At 35.0% G+C, this 19,039-nt stretch carries 20 protein-coding genes; 8 read left to right on the plus strand and 12 right to left on the minus strand.

What is annotated here, in order from left to right; genetic code table 11:
* Positions 1–83: 83 nt before the first annotated feature.
* From FNE73_RS00600 to FNE73_RS00610, 3 genes are all read left to right on the plus strand, one after another.
* Positions 84–1,100, plus strand: coding sequence for a DUF4421 family protein (locus tag FNE73_RS00600; protein WP_143882864.1), 1,017 nt, complete (start codon positions 84–86; stop codon positions 1,098–1,100).
* Positions 1,101–1,161: 61 nt separating this feature from the next.
* On the plus strand, positions 1,162–2,544 hold the full coding sequence (glmM, locus tag FNE73_RS00605) for a phosphoglucosamine mutase (protein WP_143882865.1): 1,383 nt from the start codon (positions 1,162–1,164) through the stop codon (positions 2,542–2,544).
* A gap of 124 nt (positions 2,545–2,668) precedes the next feature.
* Positions 2,669–4,048, plus strand: coding sequence for a tetratricopeptide repeat protein (locus FNE73_RS00610; RefSeq protein ID WP_143882866.1), 1,380 nt, complete (start codon positions 2,669–2,671; stop codon positions 4,046–4,048).
* A gap of 139 nt (positions 4,049–4,187) precedes the next feature.
* Here the strand turns inward: FNE73_RS00610 and rpmA are convergent, their stop codons facing one another.
* Both rpmA and rplU read right to left on the minus strand, forming a co-directional pair.
* Positions 4,188–4,445, minus strand: coding sequence for a 50S ribosomal protein L27 (gene rpmA, locus FNE73_RS00615; protein WP_007842221.1), 258 nt, complete (start codon positions 4,443–4,445; stop codon positions 4,188–4,190).
* Positions 4,446–4,471: 26 nt separating this feature from the next.
* Positions 4,472–4,861 carry a 50S ribosomal protein L21 gene (rplU, locus tag FNE73_RS00620; RefSeq protein WP_089745877.1) on the minus strand — a complete coding sequence of 130 codons (390 nt, stop codon included), beginning with the start codon at positions 4,859–4,861 and terminating at the stop codon, positions 4,472–4,474.
* A gap of 321 nt (positions 4,862–5,182) precedes the next feature.
* Here rplU and FNE73_RS00625 point away from each other — a divergent pair, with 321 nt between their 5' ends.
* Positions 5,183–5,725, plus strand: coding sequence for a hypothetical protein (locus FNE73_RS00625; protein ID WP_143882867.1), 543 nt, complete (start codon positions 5,183–5,185; stop codon positions 5,723–5,725).
* A gap of 1 nt (position 5,726) precedes the next feature.
* A complete protein-coding gene (locus FNE73_RS00630) occupies positions 5,727–6,818 on the plus strand; it encodes an acyltransferase family protein (RefSeq protein WP_143882868.1) in 1,092 nt (363 codons plus the stop codon).
* A gap of 26 nt (positions 6,819–6,844) precedes the next feature.
* Here the strand turns inward: FNE73_RS00630 and FNE73_RS00635 are convergent, their stop codons facing one another.
* A complete protein-coding gene (locus FNE73_RS00635; RefSeq protein WP_143882869.1) occupies positions 6,845–7,081 on the minus strand; it encodes a hypothetical protein in 237 nt (78 codons plus the stop codon).
* Positions 7,082–7,212: 131 nt separating this feature from the next.
* On the opposite strand from FNE73_RS00635, the gene miaE reads away from it, so the two are divergent.
* The 3 genes from miaE to FNE73_RS00650 all read left to right on the plus strand — a co-directional run bounded on the left by miaE (position 7,213) and on the right by FNE73_RS00650 (position 9,881).
* Complete coding sequence (gene miaE, locus FNE73_RS00640; protein WP_143882870.1) at positions 7,213–7,794, plus strand: tRNA-(ms[2]io[6]A)-hydroxylase; 582 nt, start codon at positions 7,213–7,215, stop codon at positions 7,792–7,794.
* A 5-nt stretch (positions 7,795–7,799) separates the two neighbouring features.
* A complete protein-coding gene (locus FNE73_RS00645; protein ID WP_089744619.1) occupies positions 7,800–8,417 on the plus strand; it encodes a DUF502 domain-containing protein in 618 nt (205 codons plus the stop codon).
* 87 nt (positions 8,418–8,504) lie between these two features.
* Positions 8,505–9,881 carry a tryptophanase gene (locus FNE73_RS00650; RefSeq protein WP_143882871.1) on the plus strand — a complete coding sequence of 459 codons (1,377 nt, stop codon included), beginning with the start codon at positions 8,505–8,507 and terminating at the stop codon, positions 9,879–9,881.
* Between the two features lie 72 nt (positions 9,882–9,953).
* Here the strand turns inward: FNE73_RS00650 and FNE73_RS00655 are convergent, their stop codons facing one another.
* The 9 genes from FNE73_RS00655 to FNE73_RS00700 form a co-directional block, all read right to left on the minus strand.
* Positions 9,954–10,586 (minus strand): nitroreductase family protein, encoded by a 633-nt coding sequence (locus tag FNE73_RS00655; RefSeq protein WP_143882872.1) that lies wholly within the window; start codon positions 10,584–10,586, stop codon positions 9,954–9,956.
* A 114-nt stretch (positions 10,587–10,700) separates the two neighbouring features.
* Positions 10,701–11,921 (minus strand): aminotransferase class V-fold PLP-dependent enzyme, encoded by a 1,221-nt coding sequence (locus FNE73_RS00660; protein ID WP_143882873.1) that lies wholly within the window; start codon positions 11,919–11,921, stop codon positions 10,701–10,703.
* A 127-nt stretch (positions 11,922–12,048) separates the two neighbouring features.
* The gene (gene ypfJ / locus FNE73_RS00665) at positions 12,049–12,909 is read right to left on the minus strand and encodes a KPN_02809 family neutral zinc metallopeptidase (protein WP_143882874.1); all 861 of its coding nucleotides are present in this window, start codon (positions 12,907–12,909) and stop codon (positions 12,049–12,051) included.
* Positions 12,910–13,097: 188 nt separating this feature from the next.
* Complete coding sequence (locus FNE73_RS00670) at positions 13,098–13,304, minus strand: hypothetical protein (protein ID WP_143882875.1); 207 nt, start codon at positions 13,302–13,304, stop codon at positions 13,098–13,100.
* Positions 13,305–13,606: 302 nt separating this feature from the next.
* A complete protein-coding gene (locus tag FNE73_RS00680) occupies positions 13,607–15,691 on the minus strand; it encodes an LTA synthase family protein (protein ID WP_143882876.1) in 2,085 nt (694 codons plus the stop codon).
* A gap of 185 nt (positions 15,692–15,876) precedes the next feature.
* A complete protein-coding gene (gene ribH, locus FNE73_RS00685; RefSeq protein WP_143882877.1) occupies positions 15,877–16,395 on the minus strand; it encodes a 6,7-dimethyl-8-ribityllumazine synthase in 519 nt (172 codons plus the stop codon).
* Positions 16,396–16,398: 3 nt separating this feature from the next.
* Complete coding sequence (locus tag FNE73_RS00690) at positions 16,399–17,109, minus strand: YfgM family protein (protein WP_143882878.1); 711 nt, start codon at positions 17,107–17,109, stop codon at positions 16,399–16,401.
* Between the two features lie 171 nt (positions 17,110–17,280).
* The gene (locus FNE73_RS00695; protein ID WP_143882879.1) at positions 17,281–17,817 is read right to left on the minus strand and encodes an adenine phosphoribosyltransferase; all 537 of its coding nucleotides are present in this window, start codon (positions 17,815–17,817) and stop codon (positions 17,281–17,283) included.
* Positions 17,818–17,821: 4 nt separating this feature from the next.
* Positions 17,822–19,006 (minus strand): nuclear transport factor 2 family protein, encoded by a 1,185-nt coding sequence (locus FNE73_RS00700; RefSeq protein WP_143882880.1) that lies wholly within the window; start codon positions 19,004–19,006, stop codon positions 17,822–17,824.
* Between the last annotated feature and the right edge of the window lie 33 nt (positions 19,007–19,039).

Genomic DNA, 19,039 nt, shown 5'->3' on the forward strand with positions numbered 1-19,039 from the left:
GCAATTGCGATAAAGATTGCAGATGCTCGTAGTTTAGTATTTGTAAAATAATTTAACTAATTTAGTTTTGCAAATATTTCCTCTTGGATAAGTATTTCTTATTTATTGCCACTGTATTTTCTTTTCTCAGCCTTAAAGCTCAGAGCATATCTGATTCTGCAAAAATAATTTCATACGAAGAAAAACTCATCCTTAGAATTAATTTTGACACCAATATTGAAGACTTTGTAGCTTCTTTTAAAAATTCCGACAGAGATTTTCAGACAAGGCTTTCCATCAACAATAAAATCAGAACATCGTTTTCAATAGATTATAAGATTATTAGTGCAGCATTATCTTTTACACCCGATTTCATTCCCGGAAATGACGATAATAACCTCAAAGGTAAAAGTTCATATACTGATTTCAGATTCAGATTTTTTCCTGATCAGATTATTCAGACATTAGGATACAGAAATGTGAAAGGTTTTTATCTCGACAATATGGAAGACTTTTTTCCTGATTGGCAAAAAGGAAAAGATCCGTATTTTCAGTTCCCGAATCTAAAGATTCAAACCTTTAGCGGCAGTACATCGTATGTATTCAACAAAGATTTTTCATTAAAAAGCATTCTTTATCAGCGTGAATGGCAAAATTACAGCTCCGGAAGCCTGATTCCGGAGATAGAGTATGATCTTTCTTTATTTAAAAACAAAATTGATGAAGTTAGAACGAAAGAAACACAGCTCAATGTAGGATTTAATCTTGGCTATCATTACAATTGGGTCATTCGAAAGAAAGTCAATATTGCACCGTATTTTTTCACAGGAATTGGCAGAAAATGGACAAGCTATAAAGCAGATATTCAAAATTTCCCCGCTGAAAGAAACAATTATTGGGTAGGAAAAGCAGGAGCAGGAATTCATTTGGGTTATAATTCAGAAACTTTTTTTTCAGGCATAAAATTAAATTTGAATTCGTCTTACTACAGGGAAGATTCGTCCTCTGAAATTACTAATACGAATGTTTTTGGCTTGATTTATTTTGGATATCGCTTTCCACCTCCCAAAATATTAAAAAGAAGTTACGATAACGTAAAGAAAAAAGTTCCCATCTTATAAATTGTAGGTATTTGAGTATCTTTGCAAAAATTTAATTCAACGTAAATCAGAATAAACTAAAATGTCATTAATAAAAAGTATTTCAGGAATCCGCGGAACAATTGGTGGTAAAGTAGGCGATAATTTGACACCGCTTGATGTTGTAAAATTTGCTTCTGCTTTCGGAACCTGGCTTCAGAATAATAAAAACAAAAAAGACTTAACTTTAATCATCGGGCGTGATGCAAGGATTTCAGGATCGATGGTTAATTCTCTGGTTACTGCAACTTTACAGGGATTGGGAATCAACGTGGTTGATTTAGGTCTTTCTACCACACCGACTGTTGAAGTGATGGTTCCTGAGCTCAATGCAGATGGCGGAATTATCTTAACCGCTTCTCACAACCCAAAACAATGGAACGCGCTTAAACTTTTGAACGAAAAAGGAGAATTCATCAGCGGAGAAAATGGTGCTGAAGTTTTGTCTTTAGCTGAAAATGAAGATTTCAATTATGCAGAAGTTGATGACCTGGGAAAATACGAAACCAGAGAAGATGCATTTGATATTCATATACAGAAGATCTTAGATTTACCCATGGTAGATGTAGAAGCTATCAAATCGAAAAAATATAAAATTGTTCTGGATGCCGTAAACTCTACCGGAGGAATTGCCATCCCGATGCTTTTGGAGAAGTTAGGCTGTGAAACCATAAAGCTGTATTGCGAACCCAACGGACAGTTCCCTCACAATCCTGAACCCTTAAAAGAGCATTTAGGAGATATTTGTGAATTGGTAACAAAAGAAAAGGCTGATTTTGGCGTTGTAGTAGATCCTGACGTGGACAGACTGGCTTTAATTGATGAGAAAGGAGAAATGTTTGGCGAAGAATATACTTTGGTTGCCGTTGCTGATTATTTGCTGAAAAATAAAAACGGTGCAGCAATTTCCAACCTTTCCTCAAGCCGTGCTTTAAGAGATGTTGCCCGTTCACATAATTCAGAATACTTTGCAAGCGCAGTAGGTGAAGTAAATGTGGTGAATTTAATGAAAGAAAAAAACGCAGTAATTGGCGGTGAGGGAAATGGCGGAATCATCTATCCTGATCTGCATTACGGAAGAGACTCTTTAGTAGGTGTTGCGTTGTTTTTAACACATCTGGCTAAAGAAAACAAAACGGTTTCCGAACTGAGGGAAGGTTACCCAAGTTATTTCATGGGGAAAAAGAAAATTGAACTGACTTCCGGAATAAATGTGGATGATCTTTTAACTAAAATGGAAAAAGAATATCAAAATGAAGAGGTTTCAACCGTGGATGGCGTAAAGATAGATTTTGAGAACAGCTGGGTTCACCTTAGAAAGTCGAATACAGAACCGATTATCAGAATTTACACCGAAGCTAAATCTCAGGAAGAAGCCGATAAGCTGGGTGATGATATGATAGCTAAAATCAATAGTTTGATTTAGAAAAACACAATCATTTTCATCATTTTAAAAAATTATTATTATTAAATTTATAGTCATTAAGATTTTCAGAAGCGGGGATTAGTATATCTCATATCTCAGGTCTTAAATCTTAAAACTCGTTATATTGGAAGAATATTTTGGAAATGAACTTGTAAAGAAGTTCGAGGAAATGATGGAAAACAATGATGAATTCTACTTTGATACAGAAGAGTTGGAAGACATTATTGTCTATTATCTGGAGTTGGGAGATTTTAATTATGCCGATATGGCTGTTAATTATGGTCTCAAGCTACATCCCAATTCTTTAGACATCAAGATCAAAAAGCTTGAAGTGCTGTTAGAATGGGAAGATTATAATATGGCGAAAGAACTCATAGACGAGCTCAAAGGTTCATCTATGGAAAACACAGATTTTCTGGTGTGCTACGCCAAATATTATTCTAATTTGGGAAATCCGAAAAAATCAATAGAAATCTGTAAAAAAGCATTGGAGCTCGAAGAAGAGGAAAACTTTCTCAACAATTTCATTGCAGATGAATATATAAATCTTGGCGACCCTTTTAATGCTCTAAAACATTATCAGCAAGCCTTGAAAGAAGATCCTACGGATGAATATTCATTGGAAAATGCCATGATTTGCTTTAATGATCTCAACAAAAGCGAAGAAGCCATTGCTTTTCTGAATGCTTATCTTGACGATTTTCCTTATTCAGAAATCGCATGGAGTGAGTACGGACAATATTATTTTAACCGGAAAAATTATGAAGAGGCTATCAAAGGCTTCGATTATATGCTTGCAATCAATTCCGGCGCAGTTGGAGTTTACGCAAGCAAAGCAGCTTGTTATGAAGCTTTAAACCAATACCAGAAAGCAATAGAAGTATATGGAGAAATGCTGGATCTGGAATATACCAAAGCATTTACTTTTTATAAAATCGGCTTATGCTATAAAGCTTTAAAACAACCAATCGTAGCATTAAATTCTTTTCAGAAATCATTGAGAGAAGACCCTCAGTTTTATCTTTCTATGATGGAGCAGTCTTATCTTTATGAGGAGATGGGAAGTATGCCGGAAGCTTTGTATTTTGCAAAAGAAGCCACATTACTTAACGATAATAATCTGGATTACCAGAAAAGACTTGCATTTTTATTTATTGATGCAGGAAAATTTGAAGAAAGTCTTTCCTGTTTAAAAAAGCTCGTTGATGCAGAACCATCCAGGTTTTACAACTGGTATGCTTATTCTGAAGTAATGATGCTTGTCGGAGAATATGAAGAAGCGGTAACAGTTGTGAAACAGGCGATAAAATACCATTATCGCGCCGAATTGTTTTACCAGCTGAGTAATTGCTATCTTAATCTTAGAGACAAAGAAAAGGGGATTGAATCTTTACAGAAAGCTTTGGAACTTGATTCTACTTTGATCTCTGATATGCAGAAAAAATATCCTTACATCAAAGATGAGGTGAAAGAGGCAAAGGCAAAAGTAAAAAAGCGAAATTAAAACTAAATCAATTTTGTTTAAACATAAGTCTGGCTCAAGCCAGACTTTTTCTTTTATAGTAAATCAAGAATATTATCTGCAAAAAAATTCCCCTGAAAGCATAACTTTCAGGGGAATTTCATATGAAACGCTGATTTGATTAAGCGTTCGGTTCTACAGATACAAAAGATCTGTTGTTTGCTTTCTTTCTGAAAACTACTTTACCGTCTACCAATGCAAACAAAGTGTGGTCTTTACCCATTCCCACGTTTTCACCCGGGTGGTGCTGTGTACCTCTCTGTCTGATGATGATGTTTCCGGCAATAGCTTCTTGTCCTCCGAAAATCTTCACACCTAATCTTTTAGAGTGAGATTCTCTACCGTTTTTGGAACTACCAACTCCTTTCTTGTGTGCCATTTTATTATAAGGTTTTTTGGTTTAAATTATTCTGCGCTTTCAGTGGTTTCAGCGTCAGCTTTTTTAGTTGTTTTCTTAGCAGGTTTTTCTGCTTTTTTAGCTCCGTCAAATCCTGTAATACCAGTGATTTTGATCTGAGTAAGAGATTGTCTGTGACCGTTTTTCACTTCGTAACCTTTTCTTCTTTTCTTTTTGAAAACGATTACTTTATCAGCTTTTACATGGTCAAGGATCTCTGCCTCTACAGTGATTCCGTTTACAGCTGGGGCGCCTACAGTGATTGCTCCGTTTACGGTAAGAAGAATTTTATCGAAAGATACTTTTCCTCCTTTGTCTCCTTTCAAACGGTTTACAAACAACTTCTGGTCTTGCTCAACTTTATATTGAAGCCCTGCTATTTCTACAATTGCAAACATTGTCTATAAATTTTTAGTTAATTCGAGGTGCAAATGTAGTGATTTTTTATTCACTAACAATATGATTTTGAGAATTTTTCTAATTTCTGTGCAGATTCATTTTAGGCTGATTATTTATTTTCTTATATTTTAAATAAATTATATCTTTCAAAATACTTTAAACTTGAACATCATCAGCGAGTTAACACTTAAAATCTTACAGGATAATTCAGAGATTATCAATGTTGTAAATTAACTTATATAAACAGATCAGGCTACATCATATTTAAATATAGAATTAGATTGATTGCAATTAATTTGTATTTTTGAAAAAAGCTTACAATGAAAATAATCTTAACTATTTTACTCTCTTTATTACTCACTTCATGTACTGTATACGGCTGGTCAAATGATTATAAAAAACTTTCCGGAGAACAGCAAAATTCAATTGTCACTGTACAAAGTTTTGAAAATACAAATTCACAAAACATATACAAAATAACCGGAAACCAGCTTAAAGAAGAGCTTAAAAAACATCCGAAATCTCTTGTCTATATTTTTACCAATGGCTGTGTTTCAGAATACTGTCTTCCGATGTCCAACTACGAAAGGTTTGCAAAAGATAATAATTACAAACTTTTTCTGGTGATGAACGGTTATGGTCAGCTAGAGGAAACGACAAAACAAAGATCAGAAGTTTTTACAGAGCCTTTGTATGCTATCAATAACGAAGCCTACAATTCAAATACCCGGTGGAAATATTCCAGATATTTTGAAAATGAATTGAGAGGAATTGACAGAAAATCTAAACCTAAATGGGAAGGAAGTCTTTATTTCTTCAATTACGACAAACTAGAAAAAGTGATGCAAGATTTACCTAAATAATATGACCAGAGATCTTTATATTGATTTTGCCAAAGGATTAGCAACGCTTTCCATTATATTTATTCATACGGCATTTTGGTCGGGACAATTTTACATTATTCCGGAAGTACGGGTTTTTTCTTTGGTTTTTGATGTCGCACTGTTTTATGCCTTGAGCGGAATTACTTCGGGATCAAATATCGAAAAAACCTTTTACCGGTTGCTAAAACTCCAGATTACTTACATGATTTTTGTAACGTTACTGTTCTTTTTAGACTATTTCTTCAAAATTTTCGGACTTACATTTTTTTCTCTGGAGTGGCTGCAGAACTTCTACTCTACTTTCGGATCAAAATATTCGGCAACAAGTATTTCTACTACTCCGCAGTGGCAGAATCTGGGAAACTGGTATTTGCATGAATATTCTAATGCAGATACTTTTCCGGTCGTAATGGGAAGTTTCTGGTATCTGAAAGTCTATTTTATTTTAACAGTTTTTGGAGTTTTAATACTAAAATTTTTCCCGAAACACATCAATTGGTTTATAGGAATCTGCGTTGTTTTGACGGTGCTGTTTAATATTTTTCCGCAATTCTATCCTTCGGGACAAGTAGGTTATATCGCATTTTATATGACCGTTTTTCTGGTTGCACATCAGATGAGAGGGAAAAAAATCCCCGCAAAAGCAATTCCTGTGCTTTACGGATTGGTTGCTGCTGTTATAATCTGGATGTTCTGGTATTTTGGAAATGAAATTTTCTTTAAAATCAATAAACAAAAATTTCCGCCAAAGACTCCTTATATTATCTGGACTTTATTTTCGCTGACAACATTATTTGTATTCTATAACAGGCTAAAAATTACTAAAGAAAATCTTATAACCTACATTGGCAAGAACGCTATTTTTTTCTATTTCGGACAGGGAATAAGTTCTTCTTTGGTGTACTTTTTAGTTGTTCCTATGAAAGAAACAATGCCTTGGTGGGTTTTAATGATCCTAATTTATATCATTAATGTCATTTTAGCGTTTATTATTGCTGAAGGTTTGAAGAAATTTGATGGTTTCGGATGGAAGATGCTGGAATTTTTACGAAAGAAAACCGCCACAATGTGACGGTTATCAATTTTTTAGAATCAAATTTAATCTCTGCTGGAGGATCTTCCGCCACGCATCAGAACTGCTATCAGTACAATAAACAGAATAGCTCCGATAATGATGTAAACCGGATTGGCATACCATTCCTCGGTTTTGGTAGTCGTGGTGGTTACTTCAACTTTCGGTGCGGTTTCCTGAGCGAAAGCGATAAATCCTGTCAGTAAGGTCAGAATGCATACTGCAAATCTTTCCAGTTTTTTTGTAATTAGTGGTGAGTTCATTCGTTTAGATTTTAATGTTGATTTAACATAATCCAACTTTATGCCATGATGTTGATTAAAATGACACCGAAAATCAAATTCTTATCTAAAGAATATTTATTTTAATTAAATTTACAGAAATTTTTAAAGTCATGTTTAAGCTTAAACTTCCTACCGATCCAAGGTGGGCAAATATTGCAGAGGGAAATCTTGAGGAAATTTTAACGGATCATGCATGGTGCGAACAAAAAGCCGCCACCAACGCAATCGGATTGATTACTATGCTTCCGGAATATCCTGAAATTGTGACCGAACTTTTGGCAATTGCACAGGAAGAATTAGAACATTTCAATCAGGTGCATGAAATCATTAAGAAGCGGGGTTACACTTTCGGACGCACCAGAAAAGATGATTACGTAAATGAATTGGTAAACTTCATACAAAAAGGAGGAAACAGAGACACTTTAATTATTGATAAAATGCTTTTTGCCGCAATGATTGAAGCGAGAAGCTGCGAAAGATTCAAAGTTTTAACAGAAAACATCAAAGACGACGAGCTGAGAGAGTTTTACAAAGAACTGATGATTTCGGAAGCCAATCACTACACTACATTTATCGGGTTTGCAAGACAGCTGGGGAATCCTGAACAGGTGAACAAAAGGTGGGAAGAATGGCTGGAATATGAAGCAAAAGTAATTCAGTCTTACGGAAATAAAGAAACCATACACGGATAAAAACATTGAGAAAGCCTACTTTTGAAACCATGACCAATATTTTCCTGAAAAATTTTTTTCAGGGACTTGTGATTATTGGACCCATCGGGCTTACCATCTATGTCATTTATTTCGTCATCACCTCTATTGATAATATCATTCCTTCTGTTGCGCGGCAGATTCCCGGTCTGGTTTTTATTTCAGTTTTATTGGTGACAGCGCTTTTGGGTTATTTGGGAAACAAATTTGTAGTCGGAAGATTTTTTGTAGATGCTGTTGACAGTCTTTTGGAAAAAACTCCTGGTATCAAGCATATTTATTCGTCTACAAAAGATGTGATGTCTTCTTTTGTTGGAGACAAAAAAAAATTCAGTGATCCGGTCTGGGTAAAAACCAATGAAAACCCTGAAATCTGGAGAATAGGATTTTTAACTCAAAAAGAAATGGCAGATGTAGACAAACACAATTACGTAGCGGTCTATCTTCCGCATTCTTATGCTATTTCGGGCTGGGTAATTGTGACCGAAGAGAAAAACATCAAACCTGTAATAGGAATGTCTGCTGCTACAGCAATGAAATTTGCAGTAAGCGGCGGTGTGGCAGGTTTTCACTCTGACGAAAATATATTTAAAGCTCCTGAGTAAATTTCAATTTACTACTTTAAATACATTTGATGATTTGAAATTAATTTTCAAATTAAATTTTTCTTTAAAATCTAAAAATTATATCACATGGAATTACCATACGCAGAACCGTTTCGTATAAAAATGGTGGAAGAAATCCGCCAGTCTACAAGAGAAGAAAGAGAGCAATGGCTGAAAGATGCCAAATTCAATTTATTTAATCTTAAATCTTCGCAGGTTTATATTGATCTGCTTACCGATTCCGGAACCGGAGCCATGTCTGACAGTCAATGGGGAGCTTTAATGACAGGTGATGAAAGCTATGCCGGCTCACGTTCTTTCGAGCAACTGCATACTACTGTTCAGAATATTACCGGTTTCAAATATTTATTGCCTACTCACCAGGGAAGAGCGGCTGAAAACGTTTTGTTTTCTGTATTGGTGAAAGATGGAGATATTATTCCCGGAAATTCGCATTTTGATACCACAAAAGGGCATATCGAAATCAGAAAAGCTCATGCTGTTGACTGTACCATTGATGAAGCTTTTGACATTAATGACCTTCATCCTTTCAAAGGAAATATCAATCTGGAGAAGCTGGAAGCCGTGTATCAGTCACATCCGAAAGAGCAGATCCCTTTTTGCCTGATTACGATTACCTGTAATTCTTCAGGAGGACAGCCTGTTTCTCTGGAAAATATGAAAGCTGTAAAAAAACTTTCTGACAAATACGGAATTCCTGTGTTTTTTGATTCTGCCAGATTTGCCGAAAATGCTTATTTCATCAAAAAAAGAGAAGCGGGGCAGGAAAACAGAAGCATTAAAGACATTTGCAAAGAAATGTTCTCGTATGGAGAAGGGATGACGATGAGTTCTAAAAAAGACGGATTGGTTAACATTGGCGGATTTATCGCTCTGAATAACGAAGATGTTTTCAGAAAAGCATCTAATTTCACCATCATTTATGAAGGTTTCATCACTTATGGCGGTATGGCAGGAAGAGACATGGCTGCTTTAGCGGTAGGATTGGATGAGGCAACTGAATTCCCTTATCTGGAAAGCAGAATATCTCAGGTTGAATATCTTGGAAATAAGCTAATTGAATATGGAATTCCGGTACAGAAACCAATTGGAGGTCATGCTGTTTTCATTGATGCATTGAATTTTCTGCCTAATGTTCCCCGTGAAGAATATCCTGCACAGACTTTAGGACTTGAGATTTACAAAGAAGCAGGAGTGAGAACTGTAGAAATCGGGACTTTATTGGCAGACAGGGATCCTGAAACCAGAGAAAACCGCTATCCAAAGCTTGAACTGCTGCGTTTGGCAATTCCAAGAAGAACGTATACCAATAATCATATGGACTATATTGCCGCTGCAGTAAGAAACGTGTACGAAAAAAGAGACGAAATTACCAAAGGCTACAATATAACCTGGGAACCGGAAATTTTAAGACATTTTACAGTTCATTTGGAAGAAGCTTAATTGTTGATTCATTAAATAAAAATCCATTCCAGTTCTTTTTGGAATGGATTTATTCTTTATGTGAAACAGCCTTTAATTCAACTCTGTAATAAAGTCTTCCTTAGATTTTCTTACTTTAGCCAAACCAGCCAGCCAGTCATTATCAGTATCTCTGTACCCTATTGGTAACAACAGAACACTTCTTAAACCTTTCTCTTTCAAATTCAAAATTTCATCTACAGCTTCAGGTACAAAGCCTTCCATCGGCGTTGCATCTACCTCTTCAAAAGCTGCCGCAATAATTGCTGCTCCAAATGCGATGTAAGCCTGCTTTGCTGTGTGAATAAAATTTTCCTCAGCAGGTTTTGGCGGGTACATCTGCAAAAGCTGCTGTCTGTAGTTTTCCCAACCTTCATTTTTGAAACCTCTTATCTCATTCGTCAGATCAAACATTTTGTTGATTCTTTCTTCCGTATAATTATCCCACGCTGCAAAGACCAAAAGATGCGAACAGTCTGTAATCTGTGGCTGATTCCATGCATTGGGTTTAATTTTTTCCTTAATTTCCTGGTTTGTGATTACTATAATTTCAAAAGGCTGCAATCCGCTTGATGTAGGCGCTAATCTCGCCGCCTCCAATATTCTGTCTATTTTTTCCTGCGGTACTTTGTGTCCGTTCATTGCTTTTGTTGCAAATCTCCAGTTAAGTTTGTCTAATAATTCCATTATTTTAAAAAATTTTCAGGACAAAATTATATCAAACAACTGTAACAAAAGCGATAAATTCTAATTTGAATAATTGTTAAAATCTATAATGTAACAAAATCAGTTACACTTGAACTACGACAGCATTTTTTTAGCTTTTTTAACTCCTTCAACCAACAGATCAATCTCATTAAAAGTATTATAAACTGCAAAACTTGCCCTTACTGTTCCGGCAATATTCAGAAAACTCATGATAGGCTGAGTGCAGTGATGACCGGTTCTTACAGCAACACCCATTTTATCAAGGATCATCCCTACATCAGACGAAATACCAATTCCGTCCAGATTAAATGAAACAACACCTGTTCTTGTGGCTTTTTCGCCATATACTTTCAGATCTTCAATTTCCAGAAGCTGTCTCTGCGCATAATCAAGCAGTGCATTTTCATGATTCTGAATATTCTGATGTCCAACTTTTTCAATGAAATCAACGGCTGCTCCCAAAGCAATATTCCCTCCGACATTTGGAGTTCCTGCTTCATATTTAAATGGAAGTCCCGCATAAGTAGTTCCATCAAAAGAACAAGTTGCAATCATTTCACCACCTCCGTGAAAAGGCGGAAGTTTTTCCAGAATATTTTCTTTTCCGTATAAAATTCCGGTTCCCATCGGAGCATACATTTTGTGACCTGAAAACACAAAAAAGTCACAATCAAGTGCCTGAACATCAATTTGAAAATGCGGAGCTGACTGAGCGCCGTCAATCACAATATAAGCATCAGAATTAGCTCTTGTTCTGGCAATGATTTCTTCAACAGGATTTACAATTCCCAATGCATTGGAAACCTGATTTACTGAAACCACTTTTGTTTTTTCGCTCAAAAACTGATCTAAAAAGTCCAGCTGAAGAACTCCGTTTTCATCCATAGGAATCACTCTCAGTTTCGCACCGGTTCTTTCACAAAGCAATTGCCATGGAACGATGTTTGAGTGATGCTCAAGATGCGAAATTATAATCTCATCATCTTTTTTCAATTCTGATGTTAAAATATAAGAGATAAGATTGATTCCTTCTGTAGTGCCTTTGGTAAAGATTACTTCAAAATCATGTTTCGCATTGATGAATTTTTGAATTTTTCTTCTTGAAAGTTCCATTTCTTCGGTAGCCAATTGGCTCAAAGTATGGATTCCGCGGTGTACATTGGCATTAAGCTCGGTATAATATTTTGTCCAGACCTGCAAAACTGAATCCGGTTTCTGGGACGTTGCTGCATTGTCTAAGTAAACCAATGGCTTACCATTCACTTCCTGATTTAATATAGAAAACTGACTTCTGATTTCCTGAATGTCAAACATTGTAAATAAAATTTATGATAGATCCCTTATTTAGAACCCTTCAAATTTACGGCTTTTTTTTCGTAACCTCAGTTTATAACATCTATTTGATTCATAAAAAAACCTGAAGATTTCTTCAGGTTTTATATTATCTTATCAACTGGCGAAATGTATCACCTTGCTGTATATCTCCGGAATTATATCCTTTCATAAACCATTCTTTACGCTGTGCGGATGAACCATGGGTAAAGCTTTCCTGATTTACATATCCCTGCGATCTCCTCTGGATATTATCATCACCAACCGCTTCGGCTGCATCTATTGCGGATTGTATATCTCCAGCTTCTAAAATCTGTTTATTTGTATCAGTTTTTTTTGCCCATAATCCAGCGTAGAAATCTGCCTGAAGTTCTGTTGCTACAGAAATCATATTTAATTGTGCTTCAGAATACCTTCCGCTTCGTCTTGCTTGATCTGTTTTATCTAAAGTTCCTAATAGATTTTGAACGTGATGTCCCACCTCATGAGCCAAAACATAAGCTACAGTAAACTCTGTAACTTTTGCTCCAAATCTTTGCTGAAGTTCATTAAAAAAACTCATATCCATATATATTGATTGATCAGCTGGACAATAAAAAGGTCCCATAGCAGACTGTGCTGTTCCACACTCTGAAGCTGTATTATTTTCAAATAAGATGATTTTAGGCTTTTGGTACACCATTCCGTTTTCTTTGAAAATTTGATCCCAAGTAACTATGTTCCATTTTCCCATCATATCTACCATTTCACCAATTTTCTGTTCATTAACTGTAAGTTCTCTTTTTTCACCATAACTGGATGTTTGTGATGAAGAGCTATTAGAATTTAGAATTGCAGAGGGATCACCACCTAAAAAGAATACTATTGCTGCTATTATTATTGTTCCTAGTCCACCGCCAACTATTACACCTCCACTTGATTTTCCTCTTCGATCGTCAACATTACCCCCTCTATCGTTTGTCCATTTCATAACATGTAAATTTAAAATAATTACTATCCTTTAAATATAAAAAAAATTTCTTTTAAAAATTAAAAGAAATTTCTTGATTTTTTTTAAGTATTCTTAACACTAAAGTTAAAAAAAGAATTTTAACATTTTTGTCATTAGAATAGTTATTAGTGATAAATTCGATTTAAAATTTATTAATTTATTAATGTTTAATATAGTACTGTGTATGATGTACATGTTTTAAGTATACAACAAGGGGCTATAGGAGTTGGACCATTTACCAATATAGTAGAACCTCTTCTGTCCTCAACATTACAACTCCTATCTTTCGTCCATCTCAATCCTCCTGTAATTGTTTTCAATTCTTCTCTTGAAAATTTCACAGCTTTTCCTTTTAATTTTTCTAAATTTTTCATTTGTAAATTTTTTAAATAAAATTGATAATTTGTTTTCACTAATTTATGGATTAATATTGGTTAAATAAAATTAAAATCCAATATTTCCTTTCACACCAGAAAGATTCTTTTTGAAATCTATCATTTGTAAGGCAGTAATGGCAGCTTCTACCCCCCTTTGTTATCCCTCCACCAGAACCACGCCTGTCATCCACATTATCACCTCTGTCATTTGTCCATTTCATAGTTGTATTTTTAATTTATTGGTAAATTTAAAAATTAAATACATACAACGTATCGGCATTGCAATATTTTATAAATTTTTAGCGGTTAAGCAGATTTTTTTTGAGCCAGTAAGATGTAGACTGATATGCAGAAATAGCGGCATAAACGGTGTTTTTATTCTGATTTTTTTCTTTTAGTTCTATTTCGTTAAAAGTACTGTCAAACTCTTGTGCTAAATTATTTTTTTGCTGAATAAGAGCATATTGCTTTATTTTTCTTACAGGAGAAATAATTGTTAAATAATTATCCTTCACAAAACCCAGATCTTCATAAGTAGCTATGTACGCTCTCGGCTGAAATTCTTTGCTAAAAACATTCTGCCCTAAAAATTTGGATTCATAATCAAAATTCAGTAGTCCGAAAACAGTAGGCATTACATCAATCTGAGACATGATTTTGGTGAATGTTTGAGGCTGAATAAAACCTTCCGAAAAAACCATGGCAGGAATTCTGTATTTATCCATCGGAAGCTCTGTATCTCCTGCACTTGAAGCACAGTGATCGGCAATGATTACAAAAACCGTATTCTTGTACCAGTCTTGCTTTTTTGCCATCTCGAAAAATTTTCTCAGTGCATAATCTGTGTACTTTACTCCTCCTTCACGTGACTTTACATTTCCTGGAATATCAATTTTTCCGTCAGGATAAGTAAACGGGCGGTGATTGGAAACCGTCATCCAGTGATTAAAAAACGGCTTTCCTGATTTTGATTCTGTATTCATCGTCTGAATTGCCTTTTTAGCCATATCTTCATCTGCAACACCCCAAACATTGGCAAAAGAAATTTCTTCAGGTTTAAAATTATTTCTGTCTACAATATCATAGCCATTTCCTTCAAAAAAATCCTGCATGTTGTCAAAATAACTATATCCTCCATATAAAAATTTCACGTCATAACCTTTTGATCTGAAAACACTTCCTGTAGTAAATTTATTTTTATTATTTTCTCTTTTAATGATGCTTTCTCCCGCTGTAGGGGGAATACAGAGCGTCAATGCTTCCAGACCGCGAACTGTTCTGTTTCCTGTTGCATAAAGATTGGTAAACATTAAAGATTTATCTGCCAAACTATCTAGAAAAGGTGTGATCTTTTGGGTATTTCCATAATGTTCCAAAAAATTTGCAGATAAGCTTTCAACAGAAATCAAAACAACATTTTTCTTTAGTTCCGGCTGATCAGAAATCATATTTCTCTCGAGAACAGGCGATGAAAACTGATTTAAAAAGCTTTTTTCTGCCTGACTTTCGTTGATTGCGGGATAAAACTGAAAATAATCCAGTTCATTATGAGTAAAAGCCCAATAGAATTTCGGAAGCCCATTCGCTTCAATTTCTTCTTCAAAGACACTGTCTCCTTTTATTTTAGTTGTAAAATTTAAACCTAAAAAACTTACCAAAATTAAACTGCCGAATGAACCCAGCAAAATAAATTTCAGTTTTAGAGATGGAAGTTGTAAAAGTTCTCTGTAAGTTTTTTTATAAATGAAGCCTGCAACACCTAAAGTCACGATAAAAATTACGGAAAATAATGGTATAACGGGATAACTCTCCATAATGTTCCCAATCACTTCATTGGTGTAAATAAGATAATCTACAGCAATAAAATTGTATCTCACCCCAAATTCATTATAAAAAAAGTATTCGCTTACCGCATTGAAGACTATAAGCAGGACATACAGAAAAACCGTTATGAAATACAATCTATTTCTTATTTTTACACGATAATTTGGCAGAAAAAGCATTAATCCGGTGCAGATAATCTTCAATCCGACAAAAGCCAAAGCAATTTCCGCAACAGATCCTCCATATTGTTTGAAAATATTATTCGGAATAAACAGAATGTATAAGAAAAACAGTATCAAAATTCCTAAAACGATCTGTCCGTATGGCTTTTTGTATCTTGAATCTGACAAAAACAGTAAATACAATACCAGAACAGTACTTGCTAAAACAAATACCAAAACATCATTTACAAATCCTACAAGAATTATTTTAAGAACTTCCAGTATACCAAAACTTGCTGTAGTAATGGGATGAAATAAAAAAACAATTCTGATGATTAAAGATATAATTACATAAAAAGCTGCCAGATAAAGGAATGGTTTTATTTTATTAATAGTCATAGTTATCAGTTAAAATATTATTGCAAAAATAACTATTTGGCAGCACTGATAAATATAACTGCTATCATTTCTATAAAAAATGAAAAGTTTATAAATATTCTAAATAATTTTATGAATCTGGTAATCTAATTATTTAAAAAAAAAGAGCTATTTTTCAATAGCTCTTAAATATTATTATCTTAGAATTACGAATTTCCAAATCCAATGTTTCCTTTTGCACCAGAAAGATTCTTTTTGAAATCTATCATTTGTAAGGCAGTAACGGCAGCTTCTACCCCTTTGTTACCTAAATCGCCTCCGCTCCTTGCGATAGACTGTTCTTTGGTGTCATCGGTAAGTACACAAAAAACAGTTGGTGTATCGGTCATAATATTACAGTCTTTAATTCCCTGGGCAACTGCAGAACAAACGAAATCAAAATGCGGGGTTTCTCCGCGGATTACGCAGCCAATGGCAATTACCGCATCAAATTTCCGTTCTTTACAAAGCTGCATGCTTGCATAGCTTAGTTCAAAAGCTCCGGGAACAGAAAACTGTTTTATATTTTTTGCTTTTACCCCTTCTTTTTCAAGGATTTCCAAAGCTGCATCACGAAGATTGTAGGTTACAAAGTCATTCCACTCAGAAAAAACAATGCCGATAGAAAAATCTTCGGCATTGGATATATGAAGTGGCTTGTAATCTGAAAGATTAACTGTTGCCATATTTTAGTTTAAGTATTTAGCCATTTCAATATAAGAATCAGACATTCCGTTGTCATAATCCTGATATTTTTCGTCAATTGTAGTAAAATATTTTTTAGCTTCAGCATTTTTTTTCATTCCTAAAGCTAAAATACCAGCTTTTCTAGTGAAAAAATATGAAGTATAAGGATCTTCTGCTGCTGAAGCCGCTTTATCCAATAAAGACAATGCTTCATCATTTTTATTAAGACCGGATTTGGCATCTGCCATTGCAGCATACTTCATAGCCATCAATGTCTTGTTGTCTGAAGAAAATTTATCCAACAGATCATAGGCTTCCTGAAATTTCCCTTCTTTAAATTTGATAAGACCAGCATTGTAAGCCGCCAATTTACCAACATCCGTTGAAGAATATTCTTTATAGGTTCCCATAAAACCAGGATTAGCGGCAGATTTACCTCCTAAAGCTTCTTTATCTTTACCTTCCGTAAGATTTTTCTGCGCCGCAAGGTAAGTTTTTACTGCTTCTGCATTTTTCGGAGCTACTATAAATTGCTGGTACCCAAAATAACCTAAAACGCCCACCACCAAACCAATAAAAACGGCACTTAGTGGTTTCTGATATTTCTCCAGGAATTTTTCTGTATTTAAAGCTTCTCTGTCAAGATCTTTAAAAAACTCTACTGTTTCTTTTCCTTCCAGCTCTTCCTGAGCATTTTTTCCCAATTTTGCCATAAATTCTTAAAAATTGAACTGCAAATTTAATTGTTTCTGAATGATTTACAAAATGTTTATTTGTATTATTAATAAATGTCTTGAAATAATTGAAAATCTTTTGAAACAATCATAAATGATAATATTTCTTATAATATTTTTCTTTCTCAGATTTATATTAATCCGGACTGATCAATATTGCAGAATACTGTAAATATCAGCGCCAAACTTTCGGAGTTTTTCTTCACCATTAAGATCTTTTAAGCCAATTAAAAAACTGAACTGTACTACATCTGCACCTTGCTTTTGGACAAGTTTTGCGGCAGCCTCTGTTGTACCGCCTGTTGCTAAAAGATCATCGTGAATTAAAACTTTTTGTCCTTTTTTTATCTGACCTTCTCTGGTTTCTATTTCTGCACTGCCATATTCAAGATCATATTTTTCTGAAATAACCGGAGGTGGAAGTTTACCTTTTTTTCTGATCAAAACAAAAGGCACATCCAAAGCAACAGCAACAGCAATCCCGAACAGATAACCACGGCTTTCTATTCCGCATACTGCATCTACTTTGCCTCTGCTGAATTTTACAAGATCCGCTATTACATCTTCGTACAATTTTGGGTCTAAAAATATCGGTGAAATATCTTTAAACTGAATTCCGGGAATCGGAAAATCGGGTATATTTTCTATTGTTGCTTCAAGTCTCTTAATGAGCTGCTCAGATGCCATACTTTTAAGGATTTATTTTATAGCTGGATATTTTCCATTCGCCGTTTACGTTTTTAAGACCAAAAGTAGCTTTCAGAGACGTTGTTCTACCGTTTTTATCCGTTACATCATAAGTGGCGCTTACACTTGATGAATTTGCCGTTGAGCCGTTCGTAGTAATATTCTTAACGCTAACGCTTTTTATCGCTCCGAATCCCGAAGTAGGATTTGCAAATGATTCGTAGCTTCCCCAGCTTGGATTGCTAGATGCATCAAAAGCAGCTTTTAAATTTTGTGAACTTACATTATTTAAAAATTTGCTCACCGTGTTTTTAGGATCTGCAGCGGGTTGTTTCGGCTGTGCAGGTGCAACAGGATCTGTACCCGGCGTAACGGTACCGGCAGGATTATTAGGATCTATTACTGCAGCAGGATCTTGTTCAACTACAGTAGAATCTACTTTAGGAGCTTCCGGAACTTTCAATGCCGTCGGATTAACATCTAAACCGATTTTAGACATCTTAAAAGTTTTAGCTGTTGTTTTAACTGATACAGTAACATCAATTTTATTATCCGTAATTTTAGATGCCAGTAAGGAAGAAAACTTTAGGTTGAAACCTTTAAAATTATTGTCCTGCATCAGGTTTTTGGCTGTAGAAATTCTTACTCCGTTGCTGAAAACTTCTAACGTGGCTTCTAAACCAGCTCCGGTAAACGCAACAGGATTTCCTGCATTGTCAACCAATCTCGGAATGATCTGGATTGCGGTAGGACCATTGCCATTATCTCCCGAGAACTGCGTAAGAATATTTAGCGAGCTTGCTTTTACATCGTTCGGATCGCTTTCTTTTGTCAATTCGTCACCAAAAATGTTCATTTCACCCAAAGATGGCGGTGCCGTACTTGCCCATTCTATTCCGTTTTCCTGAGCTACTTTATCAGCCATAGCCAAAATTTCCGGTACTTTTTTTCCGTTAATCAATTGTCCAAGTGCTTTTAATTCTGCAACATCCCCTTCAGCTTCGACACCGAAAGTTTTGAGAATATATAATGCTTCATTGAATTTAATCTGCTTTATCGTTGTAAGGCTGGATGCCATATCATTAATACTCGATTGAAAAGACTGAGTAGTTGTAGCATCTACGCTATCCTTTTTACATGATGTAAAAAGCAACAAACTGAAGATGAGCATCAAAGAAAACTTTTTCATTTTAGTATGGTTTATGGCAAATTTAATAAAACC

Source organism: Chryseobacterium binzhouense (assembly GCF_007474545.1).
Taxonomy (GTDB): Bacteria; Bacteroidota; Bacteroidia; order Flavobacteriales; family Weeksellaceae; genus Chryseobacterium; species Chryseobacterium binzhouense.

Bases quoted from the DNA above. Each gene is read 5' to 3' on its own strand.
- rplU (WP_089745877.1), bottom strand. From the start codon at position 4,861: ATGTTTGCAATTGTAGAAATAGCAGGGCTTCAATATAAAGTTGAGCAA.
- miaE (WP_143882870.1), top strand. From the start codon at position 7,213: ATGTTTAAGCTTAAACTTCCTACCGATCCAAGGTGGGCAAATATTGCA.
- FNE73_RS00680 (WP_143882876.1), bottom strand. From the start codon at position 15,691: ATGACTATTAATAAAATAAAACCATTCCTTTATCTGGCAGCTTTTTAT.
- FNE73_RS00660 (WP_143882873.1), bottom strand. From the start codon at position 11,921: ATGTTTGACATTCAGGAAATCAGAAGTCAGTTTTCTATATTAAATCAG.
- glmM (WP_143882865.1), top strand. From the start codon at position 1,162: ATGTCATTAATAAAAAGTATTTCAGGAATCCGCGGAACAATTGGTGGT.
- ypfJ (WP_143882874.1), bottom strand. From the start codon at position 12,909: ATGAAATGGACAAACGATAGAGGGGGTAATGTTGACGATCGAAGAGGA.
- FNE73_RS00630 (WP_143882868.1), top strand. From the start codon at position 5,727: ATGACCAGAGATCTTTATATTGATTTTGCCAAAGGATTAGCAACGCTT.
- FNE73_RS00700 (WP_143882880.1), bottom strand. From the start codon at position 19,006: ATGAAAAAGTTTTCTTTGATGCTCATCTTCAGTTTGTTGCTTTTTACA.
- ribH (WP_143882877.1), bottom strand. From the start codon at position 16,395: ATGGCAACAGTTAATCTTTCAGATTACAAGCCACTTCATATATCCAAT.
- FNE73_RS00625 (WP_143882867.1), top strand. From the start codon at position 5,183: ATGAAAATAATCTTAACTATTTTACTCTCTTTATTACTCACTTCATGT.
- rpmA (WP_007842221.1), bottom strand. From the start codon at position 4,445: ATGGCACACAAGAAAGGAGTTGGTAGTTCCAAAAACGGTAGAGAATCT.
- FNE73_RS00670 (WP_143882875.1), bottom strand. From the start codon at position 13,304: ATGAAAAATTTAGAAAAATTAAAAGGAAAAGCTGTGAAATTTTCAAGA.
- FNE73_RS00655 (WP_143882872.1), bottom strand. From the start codon at position 10,586: ATGGAATTATTAGACAAACTTAACTGGAGATTTGCAACAAAAGCAATG.
- FNE73_RS00635 (WP_143882869.1), bottom strand. From the start codon at position 7,081: ATGAACTCACCACTAATTACAAAAAAACTGGAAAGATTTGCAGTATGC.
- FNE73_RS00695 (WP_143882879.1), bottom strand. From the start codon at position 17,817: ATGGCATCTGAGCAGCTCATTAAGAGACTTGAAGCAACAATAGAAAAT.
- FNE73_RS00690 (WP_143882878.1), bottom strand. From the start codon at position 17,109: ATGGCAAAATTGGGAAAAAATGCTCAGGAAGAGCTGGAAGGAAAAGAA.
- FNE73_RS00650 (WP_143882871.1), top strand. From the start codon at position 8,505: ATGGAATTACCATACGCAGAACCGTTTCGTATAAAAATGGTGGAAGAA.